General features: G+C 24.8%; 10 protein-coding genes. 3 read left to right on the forward strand and 7 right to left on the reverse strand.

Annotated features, from left to right (window positions below; all coding sequences use genetic code 11):
• Positions 1–82 precede the first annotated feature (82 nt).
• From aceE to lpdA, 3 genes are all read left to right on the forward strand, one after another.
• Positions 83–2,743 carry a pyruvate dehydrogenase (acetyl-transferring), homodimeric type gene (gene aceE, locus BUCILAFE3058_RS00685; RefSeq protein ID WP_154061483.1) on the forward strand — a complete coding sequence of 887 codons (2,661 nt, stop codon included), beginning with the start codon at positions 83–85 and terminating at the stop codon, positions 2,741–2,743.
• Between the two features lie 11 nt (positions 2,744–2,754).
• The gene (locus BUCILAFE3058_RS00690; RefSeq protein ID WP_232036978.1) at positions 2,755–4,002 is read left to right on the forward strand and encodes a 2-oxo acid dehydrogenase subunit E2; all 1,248 of its coding nucleotides are present in this window, start codon (positions 2,755–2,757) and stop codon (positions 4,000–4,002) included.
• 97 nt (positions 4,003–4,099) lie between these two features.
• Positions 4,100–5,521, forward strand: coding sequence for a dihydrolipoyl dehydrogenase (gene lpdA, locus BUCILAFE3058_RS00695; protein WP_154061484.1), 1,422 nt, complete (start codon positions 4,100–4,102; stop codon positions 5,519–5,521).
• Positions 5,522–5,878: 357 nt separating this feature from the next.
• Here lpdA and erpA read toward each other — a convergent pair whose 3' ends face one another.
• The 7 genes from erpA to ilvB all read right to left on the reverse strand — a co-directional run bounded on the left by erpA (position 5,879) and on the right by ilvB (position 14,262).
• Positions 5,879–6,220, reverse strand: coding sequence for an iron-sulfur cluster insertion protein ErpA (erpA, locus tag BUCILAFE3058_RS00700; RefSeq protein ID WP_154061485.1), 342 nt, complete (start codon positions 6,218–6,220; stop codon positions 5,879–5,881).
• Positions 6,221–6,319: 99 nt separating this feature from the next.
• On the reverse strand, positions 6,320–7,474 hold the full coding sequence (gene ftsZ, locus BUCILAFE3058_RS00705; RefSeq protein WP_154061486.1) for a cell division protein FtsZ: 1,155 nt from the start codon (positions 7,472–7,474) through the stop codon (positions 6,320–6,322).
• Between the two features lie 58 nt (positions 7,475–7,532).
• The gene (gene ftsA, locus BUCILAFE3058_RS00710; protein ID WP_154061487.1) at positions 7,533–8,783 is read right to left on the reverse strand and encodes a cell division protein FtsA; all 1,251 of its coding nucleotides are present in this window, start codon (positions 8,781–8,783) and stop codon (positions 7,533–7,535) included.
• Between the two features lie 397 nt (positions 8,784–9,180).
• Entirely contained in the window at positions 9,181–10,668 is a 1,488-nt protein-coding gene (locus BUCILAFE3058_RS00715) for a Mur ligase family protein (RefSeq protein ID WP_154061488.1), read from the reverse strand.
• Positions 10,669–10,968: 300 nt separating this feature from the next.
• The gene (gene rsmH / locus BUCILAFE3058_RS00720; RefSeq protein WP_154061489.1) at positions 10,969–11,889 is read right to left on the reverse strand and encodes a 16S rRNA (cytosine(1402)-N(4))-methyltransferase RsmH; all 921 of its coding nucleotides are present in this window, start codon (positions 11,887–11,889) and stop codon (positions 10,969–10,971) included.
• Between the two features lie 159 nt (positions 11,890–12,048).
• Positions 12,049–12,528, reverse strand: a complete 480-nt coding sequence (gene ilvN / locus BUCILAFE3058_RS00725) for an acetolactate synthase small subunit (protein ID WP_154061490.1) — start codon at positions 12,526–12,528, stop codon at positions 12,049–12,051.
• A 9-nt stretch (positions 12,529–12,537) separates the two neighbouring features.
• A complete protein-coding gene (gene ilvB / locus BUCILAFE3058_RS00730) occupies positions 12,538–14,262 on the reverse strand; it encodes a biosynthetic-type acetolactate synthase large subunit (RefSeq protein WP_154061491.1) in 1,725 nt (574 codons plus the stop codon).
• Positions 14,263–14,335: the final 73 nt, after the last annotated feature.

Consider the following 14,335-nt stretch of genomic DNA (forward strand, 5'->3'; position numbering starts at 1 on the left):
ATATAAATATATAGAAAAAATTATTAAAGTGATTCAATTATTTTAATTTTTAACATGTAGTTATTTGAAAGGTCTATCGAGTATGTCAAAAAATATTTTTCAAGATATTGATCCAATTGAAACATCTGAATGGATAGATTCTATTGCTGCAGTAATCAAAAGATATGGTTCAAAAAGAGCTCATTTTTTAATAGATAAAATATTAAATTCAAATTTATTACGAAATAATTATATACATAAAAATGATATTTCAAATTTTATCAATACCATTCATGTTAGTGATGAACCTCAATATCCCGGAAATATTAAGTTGGAAAAAAAAATTTGTTCAGTAGTTCAATGGAATGCTATTATGATGGTTTTACGGGCTTCCAGAAAAAATTTAGATTTAGGGGGGCATATTTCTTCATTTCAATCTTCTGCTATGATTTATGAAGTTTGTTTTAATCATTTTTTTCGTGCTTCTAATAAAGATGATGGTGGTGATTTGGTTTATTTTCAAGGACATATATCTCCTGGTATTTACTCTAGAGCTTTTTTGGAAAATCGTTTAACAGAAGAACAAATGGATAATTTTAGACAAGAAACTAATGGAATAGGATTATCCTCATATCCTCATCCAAAATTAATGCCTAATTTTTGGCAGTTTCCTACAGTATCTATGGGTTTAAGTGCTATTTCAGCAATTTATCAAGCAAAATTTTTAAAATATTTGAATAATAGGGGTTTAAAGGATACTTCTCAACAAAATGTATATGTTTTTTTAGGTGACGGTGAAATGGATGAACCTGAATCAAAAGGTGCTATTACAATAGCAGCGCGAGAAAAATTAGATAATTTAATATTTGTTGTTAATTGTAACTTACAAAGATTAGATGGGCCTGTAAATGGTAATGGAAAAATCATTAATGAATTAAATAATTTTTTTTTAGGAGCTGGGTGGCATGTAATTAAAGTTATTTGGGGTAGTTCTTGGGATGATTTATTAGAAAAAGATATTTCAGGATATTTACAAAAATTAATGAATGAAACTATAGATGGTGATTATCAAACATTTAGATCACAAGATGGTGCTTATATTCGAAAACATTTTTTTAATAAGTATACAGAAACAAAAAAGTTAGTAGAAAATATGACTGATGATGATATATGGAGATTAAGACGAGGAGGACATGATTTTAAAAAATTATATTCTGCTTTTTATTCTGCCAAATTGGTTAAAGATAAACCGGTAGTTATATTAATTCATACAGTTAAAGGTTATGGATTAGGAAAGATTGCTGAAGGTAAAAATATTGCTCATCAGGTTAAAAATTTAGAAATAAAAGATATTCAATATTTACAAAATCAGTTAAAAATAAAATTAGATATGGATTCTTTACAAAAACTATCTTATATAAAATTTTCTCCTGATTCTTTAGAATTTAAGTATATGCATCATCAAAGGAAAAAATTAAAAGGTTACATACCTACACGTTTAATGAATTTTTCTGAAATATTAAAAATTCCTACTTTAAAAGATTTTCAGTCTTTATTAGATAAACAAATTAGACCTATTTCTACGACTATAGCTTTTGTACGGATTTTAAATTTATTGTTAAAAAATATTTATTTAAAGGATAGAATTGTACCAATCGTAGCTGATGAAGCACGTACGTTTGGAATGGAAGGTTTATTTCGTAAAATAGGTATTTATAACCATAAAGGACAACAATACACTCCAGCGGATAGAGATCAAATATTTTATTATAAGGAAGATTGTAAAGGTCAAATTTTACAAGAAGGTATAAATGAATTAGGCGCTGGTTCTTCTTGGTTAGCAGCAGCAACGTCTTATAGTACAAATAATTTCCCAATGATACCATTTTATATTTATTATTCTATGTTTGGTTTTCAAAGAATAGGAGATTTATTATGGTCTTGTGGAGATCAACAAGCAAGAGGATTTTTGATTGGCGCTACATCAGGAAGAAGTACCTTAAATGGAGAAGGTTTACAACATGCTGATGGACATAGTCATGTTTTATCTTCAACTATACCAAATTGTATTTCTTATGATCCTACGTATAGTTATGAATTAGCAGTAATTATACAATCTGGTTTAGAACGTATGTATGGAAATAAACAAGAGAATGTTTTTTTTTATATAACAACTTTGAATGAAAGTTATAAAATGCCAAATATGTCTAATAATATGATAGAAGGTATTTGTAAAGGTATATATAAATTAAATACATATCATGGTAATCAAGGACATGTTCAATTACTAGGATCAGGTTCTATTTTATGTTGCGTCAAAAAAGCAGCTAAATTTTTATTATCTGAATACCAAATTGGTTCTGATATTTATAGTGTTACATCTTTTACAGAATTAGCTCGTAATGGTCAAGATTGTATGCGATGGAATATGTTAAATCCAATGAAAAAAAAGAAACAACCATATATTACTTCTGTTATGAATAAATCGCCTGTTGTAGCGGCTACTGATTATATGAAAATTTTTGCAGAACAGATTCGAGCATATATACCATCTAATATATTTCGTGTTTTAGGTTCAGATGGTTATGGAAGATCAGATAGTCGTGAAAAATTACGTAATTTTTTTGAAATAAATACATCTTATATTGTTAGTGCGGCTTTAGATGCATTAATTGAACAAGGACAAATAAATGCCAGTGTACTTGTTAATGCTTTAAAAAAATTAAATATTATTTCCAATAAACCGAATCCGCGTTTAGCATAAGAGGTGATATAGTGAACGTAGAAGTTTTTATGCCAGATATTGGGGTAGAAAGTGTAGAGATAATTGAAATTTTAGTACAAATAGGAGATGAAATAAAAAAAGAAGATAGTCTTATTTCGGTAGAAAGTCATAAATCTGTATTAGAAATACCTTCTCCGATTTCTGGAATTGTTAAAAAAATTTGTATTAAAGTAGGAGATAAATTATCGGTTAATACATTAATTATGGTTTTAAAAAATATTGATCAAAATAAATATTCCAAAAAAAATAATATAAATAATCATTATGTAAATTCTTCAGATCAATTAAATGTTACGAATGTATTGGATGATAAAGATAATAACATTAGTGTTATTGAGGATATTTATGCATCTCCTAAAGTACGACGTATTGCTAGACTATTAAAGATAAATTTATCAAAATTAACAGGAAGTGGTCCTAAAGGTCGAATTACTTGTGAAGATGTGAAAAAGTATAGTATTCAAGTATCTAATAATTCATATTTACATCATAATAAGAACAGTAATTTTAAAAATGATCATATAACGCATATTAATGATGATGAAGAACATCAATTATTAACTAATATTCAATGTATCTCCGGTAATCGATTATTGAATAATTGGAAAAATATTCCACATGTTACTCAGTTTGATGAGGCAGATATTACTGACTTAGAAGATTTTCGAAAATTATATAATTCTCGTAATTTAAATAATAAAAGCGTTCAAAAAATTTCGATGTTATCATTTTTAGTTAAATCAGTTGTACATGCTTTATTGCAATATCCACGATTTAATAGTATTTTACATTCTAGTAAAAACAGTATTGTTTTAAAAAAAAATATTAATATTGGAATTGCTGTAGATACTAAAGAAGGATTACTAGTACCTGTTTTAAAAAATTTGAAAGATAAGAATATTAGTGAAATTTCATATGAAATTTTTAACTTAGTTCAAAAAGCAAAAAATAATCAATTAAATATTTCTGATATGAATAATGGAAGTTTTACTATTTCTAGTCTAGGAGGGATCGGTGGAACTGGTTTTACACCTATAATTAATGCCCCTGAAGCTTGTATATTAGGAGTGTCAAAAGCTACAATAAAACCTATTTGGAATATAAAAAAGTTTTATCCTCGTTTAATTCTTCCATTTTCTTTATCGTATGATCATCGTATAATTGATGGTGCTGATGGAGTACGTTTCACGAATTTTTTAGGTCAGTTATTATCTGATATTAGAACTTTATTGGTATAATTTTTTTTTAAAAATATATAATAATTTTTTAATTGCTCATTAAATGATTTTAATTGAAATAAATTTTATTTATTTCTGTTAACAAAAAGAGTTTTTTATGAAAAAACATATTAATGTCAATGTAGTAGTAATTGGTGGTGGACCAGCAGGGTATTCTGCAGCTTTTAGATGTTCTGATTTAGGATTATCTGCTTTAATTGTAGAAAAATATGGTGTTTTAGGCGGTACTTGTTTAAATGTTGGTTGTATTCCATCAAAATCATTATTATATTTAACCAATTTAATTAAAGAAATAAAAGAATTTTCTAAGTATAATATTAATATCGGTAATTCTAATCAGTTAGATATGTCTCAGATTATGAATTGGAAAAATAATATTATTTGTAAATTAAATCGTGGATTAAGTGATATAGCTAAATATAGAAAAGTAGATATATTACAAGGAACGGCTATATTTCTAAATCAAAACTTATTAGAGGTTACATACAAAGATATTGTTTATAACATTCATTTTGATAATGCTATTATTGCTACTGGATCTGTACCAGTATCATTACCAGATGCATTATCTGATCAAGATAGCCGTATTTGGAGTTCCACCGATGCATTAAATTGTACTGTAATTCCTAAAAATTTATTAATCATCGGTGCTGGTATTATTGGATTGGAAATGGCTACTATATATAGTTCTTTAGGTTCTCAAGTAGATATTATAGATAGTTCTACTAGATTTTTTCCATCCATTGATAAGGATATTAGTGATATGTTTATTCAGTATACAAAAAATGATTTTAGTGTTTATTTAAATACATCGGTAGTTAATTTGATACCTGATCTTAATGGAATAATTTTAAAAACACAAAACGATAGTGATTTTTTAAAAAATAAATTATATGATAATGTGTTGATTTCTATTGGTAGAACCGCTAATACGAATGGTTTAAATTTATCTTCTATTGGAGTCGAATTAAATTCTTTGGGTTTTATTAAAGTTAATAGTCAAATGTGTACTAATATATCAAATATTTTTGCTGTTGGTGATGTAGTAGGTGTACCGATGTTAGCTCATAAAGGAATACATGAAGCACATATAGCGGCTGAAGTTATTTCTGGTAAAAATCATTTTTTTGAACCTAAAGTAATTCCATGTGTTGCATATTGTGATCCGGAAATTGCCTGGACTGGTATTATGGAAGAACATGCTAAATTAAAAGGAATTAATTATCGATCAGTAATTATGCCCTGGAAATTTTCTGGTAAAGCAATAAGTTCTAATTGTTCAGAAAACGGTATTACTAAATTAATTGTTGATACTGATAACAATAGAATTATTGGTGGTATTATTGTCGGGAGACATGCAGGAGAATTATTATCAGAAATTAATTTATCTATTGAAATGGGATGTGATATAGAAGATATAGCATTAACCGTTCATTCCCATCCTTCTTTATCTGAATCAATAAATATATCAGCTCAGTTATTTAACGGTACTGCTACAGACATAATAAATAAGATATAATTTGATATTACATTAATTTTATTAATATTTGTTAAATATATTAATTTTTTAAAAATTTTATATTTTAATTTTAACTAAAAAATGAATTTTTAATCAAATAAATATATTGTTATATAATATAAATATATAGAATTTTTTTAATAAAAATCTAATTAATTATTAAATTTTTATTTATTGTTTATCAACTTATTAATTTTTTAAAATTATTAATAATTATAAATATAATTTTTACAGAGCAGGTTATTTTCCTGCTCTAAAAAATTTTTAATATTACTACTTAAAAGTAGTACATATGAGATAACATATTCTTGTCATATATATTTATGTAAATTATATAATATACTATCATTTAGTATATTATATGCTAAATGATAATCCGCAGCCACATGTTGTTTGAGCATTTGGATTAATTACTATAAATTTAGAACCTTCTAAATTTTCTTTGTAATCTATTTTTCCTCCTATTAAATATTGAGAACTAATTGGATCAATAATAATTTCAATACCAGATTGTTGAATATAAATATCGTCTTTATTGATATATTTTTCTAATTTAAAACCATATTGAAAACCTCCGCACCCGCCTCCTGTTATATATATACGTAATTTTAATTGTAAATTTTTTTTTTTAATTACGAGTTGTTTGATTTTATCAATTGCATTAATGGTAACATTAAATGGAAATACTGATATATTCATATAAACTCTATTTTTTAAAAGTTAAAATAATTTTTATTATTTAAATAATTTATAATATTTATAAAATATATTTTGTAAATATATTTTCTGTAAAATAATTTATTTTTTTCTTCTTAAAAAAGCTGGAATATCTAAAAAATTTTTTTCATATTTTTTTGTTTGTGTGAGTGTATTATGTGTATCTTTTTGTATATTTTTAGTATTGTTTATGATTTTATGTCCTCGTAATGTTTGACTTCTATAATCTGATAATAATCTGTTAGATGATTTATTTCTCATAAAAGAATTTTCAGGTCTTTGTTCCATACCAATTCCTGTTGCAACTACAGTTACTCTTAATGAATGATCCATTTGTGGATCTAATGATGTACCAATTACAACTGTGGCATTATCAGAAGAAAATGCACGTATAGTATTTCCGACGGTCTCAAATTCATCTAATCTTAAATCAAAACCAGCAGTAATATTTACTAAGACTCCTCGAGCTCCGGATAAATCAATATCTTCTAGTAATGGACTAGAAATCGCAATTTCAGATGCTTCTTCAGCTCTATTTTCACCTGATGCTGATCCTGTTCCCATCATAGCATACCCCATTTCTGACATTACAGTTCTTACGTCTGCAAAATCTACATTCATTAATCCTGGTCGTGTAATTAGTTCTGCGATTCCTTGTACCGCACCTTTTAAAACATCATTAGCTGCTCCAAATGCATCTAATAATGATATACCGCGCGTTAATACTTTTAGTAATTTATCATTAGGAATAGTGATTAATGAATCAACGTATTTAGATAATTCATTCAATCCTTGTTCTGCAAAATTCATTCGTTTTTTTCCTTCAAAACTAAAAGGCTTGGTAACTACTGCAACAGTTAGAATCCCTAATTCTTTAGCAACTTCTGCAACTACTGGTGCTGCTCCAGTACCTGTTCCGCCTCCCATTCCTGCGGCTATAAAGACCATATCAGCTCCATATAATGCTGATTTTAACGTTTCTTTATCTTCTTCAGCGGAATCTTTTCCTACATCAGGATTGGCTCCAGCGCCTAGTCCTTTAGTTATAGTATTACCGATTTGTATTGTTTGCCCAACAGCTATTTTTCTTAATGCTTGTGCATCTGTATTAATAGCAAAAAATTCAACTCCTTCTATTTTTTCACGAACCATATGTTCAACAGCATTACTACCTCCTCCGCCAACACCAATAACTTTAATAACTGCATCATTGCTTAATTCAGACGGTTCAAACATAAAATACACTCCATAATATTGAAATGTTTAAAAATAATTAAATATTTTGAATATTTAATTATTTATTTAACCAGTATTTTATTTGGTTAAATAAATATTTTAAAAATCTCGGAGATTTGTTTTTTTTCCGAGAATATTTTTGATGATTTTTTCCATACTGTAACAACCCAACAATGGTTGCATATTCAGGTTTATTAATATATTCGGGTATTTCGGGTACATTACAGGGTTTTTTTATTATAATTTTTGTATTAAATATTTTATTAGCACATGTTAACAAATGCTTTATTCTGGATGATCCTCCAGTTAATACAATATTAGAGATTTTTTTATATTTATTTTTTTTAATATTATATGTTGTATATAGTTTTAAAATTTCGTTTTTTACTAGATTTAATAGTTCTGTATATCTTGGTTCGATAACTTCTGTTAATGATTGATAATGGCAGTTATCTATTTTGCTACCATTTTTATTTAAAATATCTATATTTTTACATGTCATTGATAAATCTGCTACGGCATATCCATATTTTTTTTTTATAAATTCTGCATCTGAATAAGATAAAGAAAATGCATAAGCAATATCACGTGTAACAGAATTACCTGCATAAGGTATTACAGCATTATGGTATAAGGATCCTTTTATATGAACACTAACATTCATAGTTTCGCCTCCCATATCTATTAAACAAACTCCTGAATTTTTTTCTTCTTCAGTTAAAACTGATAAGCTAGATGCTAATCCAGTAAATATTATTTTTTTAACATGAATGCCGCATTTTTGAATAGCGTTAATAATATTTTTTTTTATATTTTTATTGCCAGTAATTAAATGTACGTTAGCTTGCATTCGTATACCAGATAATCCAATAGGATTTTTAATACCTGATTGGTGATCTATACAGAATTCTTGTGGAATAATATGTAAAATATTGTGATTATTTTTTATTTTAACAGATTTAGCAATTTTTATAACTGTTTTTATGTCTTTTTTTGTGATTTCTGTATTTTTTATAGGGGTAATACCAATTTCGTTTTGACAATTTATTTCGTTGTGTGATATTGATAAATATACAGAATATATCTTACATTTTGCCATTTCTTCTGCGTCATGAATAGATGTATTAATACAGTTTATTAATAATTCTAAATTATTAATGTTACCTTTTTCTATACCTTGAGTTGGATGTTTGCTAAAACCAATAATATTAATACTACCGCATTCAAGAATTTCTCCTATTAAAACAATTATTTTGGTTGTTCCTATTTCTAATCCGACAATGATATTTTTTTTTGTTGAAAGGTTCATATAATTTAATTAAACTAGATTTTTGTTTTAATGTTGTTAACAGTTATAGTGTATGGTATATAACTTTTATTTTATGTATATATACATATACTATATAATTTTTGTATATATAAAATATTTTAATAATGATAATATATAGCGTAAATATAAATATATTATAATTGTAAATTTTATATGATTATTTTTAATTAAATTTATTAATATTTTATATTAAAATTAATATTTACAATTATTTTTATAAAAATAAATATTTTTAGATATATTTATGTTTTTAAAATAAAAATATTTTTATTCATTTTATTAAATAAAATTATTGAAACTTATAAAAATTTGTATTTAGCTGTAAAATAAAATGAATACATTTTGAATCGATATAATTATTTTATTTATTATAATATCATTGTGTGTATGTAGTAATAATATTTTTTTTTGATAATATTTTTATGTATTTAATAATTTTTTTTACTTTTTTTTCTTGTTCTGATACTAGTATTATATCATATTTGTTAGCTTCATATAAAATAAATTGTATAGCTTTTTTTATTTTATAAAATATAAAAAATTTATTTTGTTTATAGCGATCTATTAATATATCATTAATGATTGATATATCTTTTTTATTTTTTGGATTATTGCTAATAAATACAATAAAATTAGAAAACTTTTCTATAATGCTTCCTATTATCTTTCTTTCACTAATATTATGTATTTTTTCATACCCCAAGATACACCAAATTTTGTTATATTGATAACTTCTTAATGAGTATAGTGTTCGATATAATATTTGTGGTAGATATTTATTATTAATAATAAATAAAGGACTGTTATTTACTTGAATTTTTTCCATTTTTCGATGTATAGGTCGTAAAAATTTACTACTCGGAATTAGTATGTTTAAAGAATACTTTAACAAAAGCATGGCCGCCATCGCTAAAGTAATATTAGTAATGTTAAAATCACCGATTAATGAACTGTATAAACATCCAGATCCCCATGTCGAATTAAAAAAAATTTTTGTACGTGTAGTGCTATAAATTATTTTTATTGTATTAATCCAATATTTTATGTTAAAGATATTATCTTTTTTTAGTACTGTTACAGATATAATTTTTTTATTTTTAATTTTTTTTATCCAATTATTTGTAATATTTTCATTTCCATTTAAAATAATATTTTTTATTTTATTTATGTTTAAAAAAGAAAATTTTATCTTTTCTTTTTCAAACATTGTTTTTTGACCGTCTGTACTACTATTAGTTAAGTTTGTACATATTATTGATTCAAATCTTAAATAAGATATTTGTTTTTGCATTAGTACGGTATACGGCATTTCTATTACAGTAATATCTATTTTTTTTTTTACTAATCGATATAGTATTTTTTGAATAGAATTATCGTAACGTATATCATGACGTATGGTAGATTGAAATATTTTCTTTTTATTTTCTAGATTTTTTATTACACTAATTTTTTTGTTAATTAATTGTTCCCATTGTGCAATTAAATTAGTTACAGTAGTTTTTCCATAAGTTCCTATTATTCCAATTAGTTTAATTTTTTTTTGCGGATAATTAAAGAATCTTTCATATATTATGTGAATATAATTACTTAATTTTTTAAAATAAATGATAAGTGTATTGTATCGTATAGATATACATAATCCATGTTTATTTTTTTTTGTTTCATATAAAATAACATTTGCTTTATTTTTGATAGCATTAATAATAGAATTTTTATGTATATTTCTTTTTTTTTCTAATGATATAAACAAATCACCAATTTTAATTTTTTGATTACATTGCGTAATATTGCAAATTTTTTTTTGAGGGATATTGTTAATCCAAGGATTTAATAGTACTTGTATATTATTTATTTTTTTTATCATAGCGTAATGTTATTTAATTATTTAAATATGTGTGCTTTAATATTGTATATATTAATATATATAAATTAATAATTTTTATTATATATATATTGTGATTTATTAATTATTTTGTATATGAATATTGATTATATTTGTCATGATAGTCGTATATTTATATATTTAAAATATATAAATTTTTGATAATTTTATTATTTTTAATAAAATTATTAAATATAAATATTTTTAAGTTTATTTAATTCTTGTAATAATTATATAAGACATATATATATCAATAATTTTTTATTTATAAAATTATTTAATTTATAGTATTTCTGCAATCCTTAATATTGCACTGCGTGCGCGAGGATTTTTTTTAATTTCTTTGTTACTGGGTTTAATTTTTTTAATTATTTTTAGTTTTTTTGTTGTGTATTGTGTTATTTGATCATTATTTATAGGTAATCCTTTAGGAATAATTATATGTCCACTATTTTTTTTAAAAAAATTTTTTATAATTCTTCCTTCGATAGAATGAAAACTAATAATAGCCAATCTTGCGTTTTTTTTTAATATTTTTGTTGAAATATTTAATATTTTTTTTAATGATTCTATTTCACAGTTAATATAAATACGTATTGCTTGAAAAGTACGTGTAGCAGGATGCTTATATTTATTTTTTTTTGGTATTATTTTTTTAATAATTTTTACTAAATCAAGCGTATACATAATAAGTTTTTTTTTATTTTCTTCAAAAATAGCATAAGAAATTTTTTTTGCATACCGCTCTTCTCCGAAATTTTTTAAAACAAATTCTATTTTCTTTTGACTTGCTTTTTGTAACCATTTCCATGCTGGTATTCCTGATTGATTATTCATACGCATGTCTAAAGGTCCGTTTCTCATAAATGAAAAACCTCTATTTGCTGTATCTATTTGTATTGATGAAATTCCTAAATCTAATAAAATTCCATTAACATGTTTATTATTATGATAATATAAATTCTCAATGACATGAGAAAAATTTCCATGTTTAATAAAAAATCTTTTATCTTTTATTTTTTTTCCTATATTAATGGAGTATGGATCCTGGTCAATAGCATATAAAAATCCTTTTGGTCCAATATTTTTTAGTATTTCTAATGAATGTCCGCCTGATCCAAATGTTGCATCAATATATGTACCTGCTGGTTTGATTTTTAAAGCATTAATCGATTCTTTTAATAGTACTGGTATATGTAACATAATTTTTTAATTAAATTGAAATTTATACATTCTCTAAAACATTATTTTTTAAAAAATAAAAAATTTTTATATATTTAATAGAAAATGTATAAATAGTTATAATAGATGTTGTTAAATTAATTAATAAGATTAACTAATTGTTAATATTTTTACATTTTATTAATAAGAATTAATACTAATTACACCGGATCTAGATGATTCTATAATTGTAAAAGATTTTTTAGCAATTCTCAAAAATGAATCAATTATATGGTTAGTACCTGTAATTTGGACAATGTATCGTTCTAAAGAATAATCAATGAGAATACCATGATAAATTTCTATTAATTTATTAATTTTATGTAAACTTTTAAAATCTTTTGTTTTAATTTTTATTAATAAAATTTCTCTTTCTATATAATTTTTATTGGTAATTTCTATTACCTGATAAACATCAATTAATTTTTGTAATTGTTTTTCAATTTGTTCAATAGTTTTTTTATTGCCAAAAGTTTGTATTGTTAATCGAGATATTTTATTATCTCCGGTTGGAGCTACTGTGAGACTATCTATATTGTATCCACGTTGTGAAAATAAACCTATTACACGAGATAATGCTCCTGATTCATTTTCTAATAAAATTGATAAAATTCGGCGCATAATTTAAATTTATCCTGTTTTTTGTAATAACATGTCGTTCATACCACCATTTTTAATTTGCATAGGATAAATATGTTCATGAGGATCTATTTGTACATCTACAAATACTAATGATCCTAGTTGAACTTTTCTTATAGCTTTTTTAAGTTTTTTAATAATTTCGTTTGGTGTTGTAATTTGTAATCCTATGTGTCCGTATGATTCAGCTAGTGCTATAAAATTAGGTAATGATTGCATATATGAGTGAGAATGTCTGCCTGAGTATATTATATCTTGCCATTGTTTAACCATTCCTAGGGATTTATTATTTAAATTAATAATTAGTATTGCTAAATTGTATTGTTTAGCTGTAGATAATTCTTGTATATTCATTTGTATACTTCCATCTCCAGTAATACAAATAACAAGTTCTTTAGGAAATGCTATTTTAACACCTAATGCTGCCGGTAAACCAAATCCCATAGTTCCTAATCCTCCAGAATTAATCCAATAACGAGGTTTATCAAAAGGATAATGTAACGCGGTAAACATTTGATGTTGTCCGACATCTGATGTTATATAGGCTTTACCTTGGGTTAAATGGTATAATATATCAAGAAAATATTGTGGTTTAATTGTATTTTTATAATTTTTAAGAGTAACAGTTTTTATTTTTTTCCATTGATTAATTTTTTTCCACCATTTATGTAAATAAGAATCTGGTCTATTAAGTATATTTATATTGATAATTTTTAACATTTTTTTTAATATTTTTTTTGCATCTCCAATAATCGGAATGTCTGCTGTAATAGTTTTTGAAATAGAAGTTGGATCAATATCAATATGTATAATTTGAGCATGAGGGCAATATTTTTCTACATTATTAGTAGTCCTATCATCGAATCTTACTCCAATTGCTAATATAACATCAGAATAATGCATGGCCATATTTGCTGCATACTTTCCATGCATTCCTAACATTGACAGACATTGTGGATGATTACCAGGAAAAGATCCTAATGACATAAGGGACATAGTAACCGGAATATTAAGAGTAGTTGCTAATGAATATAATTCGACATGACTGTTTGAACTGATAACACCACCACCAGCATAAATAATTGGTTTTTTAGAATTTAATAATATGTTTATTGCATTTTGTATGTTTTTTTTGTGATTTTTTTTTTCAGGTTGATAAGATCTGATACAGACAGAATTAGGCCAAGTATAATTTTTTTTTATTGTTTGATCTAATATATTTTTTGGTAAATCGATAACAATTGGTCCAGGTCTTCCACTAGAAGCTAGTAAATACGATTTTTTAAAAATTAATGGAATATCTTCAGTTTTTTTTACTAAAAAGCTATGTTTAACAATAGGTCTAGAAATACCCATCATGTCGCATTCTTGAAATGCATCAAGTCCAATTAAATTAGAGGATACTTGTCCTGAAATTACAATCATTGGTATAGAATCCATATAAGCTGTTGCAATACCAGTGATTGCATTAGTTGCTCCTGGACCAGAAGTTACTAAAACTACTCCAGTTTTTCCAGTACATCTAGCATACCCATCGGCCATATGTGTAGCACCCTGTTCATGTCGTACTAATATATGTTTTATTTTTTTATGACCAATGGTGTATATTGCGTCATATATATCCAGTACAGCTCCGCCAGGATAACCAAATATTGTATCTATTTTTAAATCTATTAATGACTGTATGACCATTTCAGCGCCTGATAATAATGTCATTGGTAATAAATCCTTGTATATAGCAGTATTTTAAGTGTGCAAATAAAATATATAGAAATGATCATGATAATGA

It is taken from the genome of Buchnera aphidicola (Cinara laricifoliae) (genome assembly GCF_900698945.1).
Taxonomy (GTDB): Bacteria; Pseudomonadota; Gammaproteobacteria; order Enterobacterales; family Enterobacteriaceae; genus Buchnera_F; species Buchnera_F aphidicola_AC.

Excerpts from the sequence above, each read along its gene's own strand:
- aceE (WP_154061483.1), top strand. The coding sequence starts at position 83 with ATGTCAAAAAATATTTTTCAAGATATTGATCCAATTGAAACATCTGAA.
- lpdA (WP_154061484.1), top strand. The coding sequence starts at position 4,100 with ATGAAAAAACATATTAATGTCAATGTAGTAGTAATTGGTGGTGGACCA.
- erpA (WP_154061485.1), bottom strand. The coding sequence starts at position 6,220 with ATGAATATATCAGTATTTCCATTTAATGTTACCATTAATGCAATTGAT.
- ftsZ (WP_154061486.1), bottom strand. The coding sequence starts at position 7,474 with ATGTTTGAACCGTCTGAATTAAGCAATGATGCAGTTATTAAAGTTATT.
- ftsA (WP_154061487.1), bottom strand. The coding sequence starts at position 8,783 with ATGAACCTTTCAACAAAAAAAAATATCATTGTCGGATTAGAAATAGGA.
- BUCILAFE3058_RS00715 (WP_154061488.1), bottom strand. The coding sequence starts at position 10,668 with ATGATAAAAAAAATAAATAATATACAAGTACTATTAAATCCTTGGATT.
- rsmH (WP_154061489.1), bottom strand. The coding sequence starts at position 11,889 with ATGTTACATATACCAGTACTATTAAAAGAATCGATTAATGCTTTAAAA.
- ilvN (WP_154061490.1), bottom strand. The coding sequence starts at position 12,528 with ATGCGCCGAATTTTATCAATTTTATTAGAAAATGAATCAGGAGCATTA.
- ilvB (WP_154061491.1), bottom strand. The coding sequence starts at position 14,262 with ATGACATTATTATCAGGCGCTGAAATGGTCATACAGTCATTAATAGAT.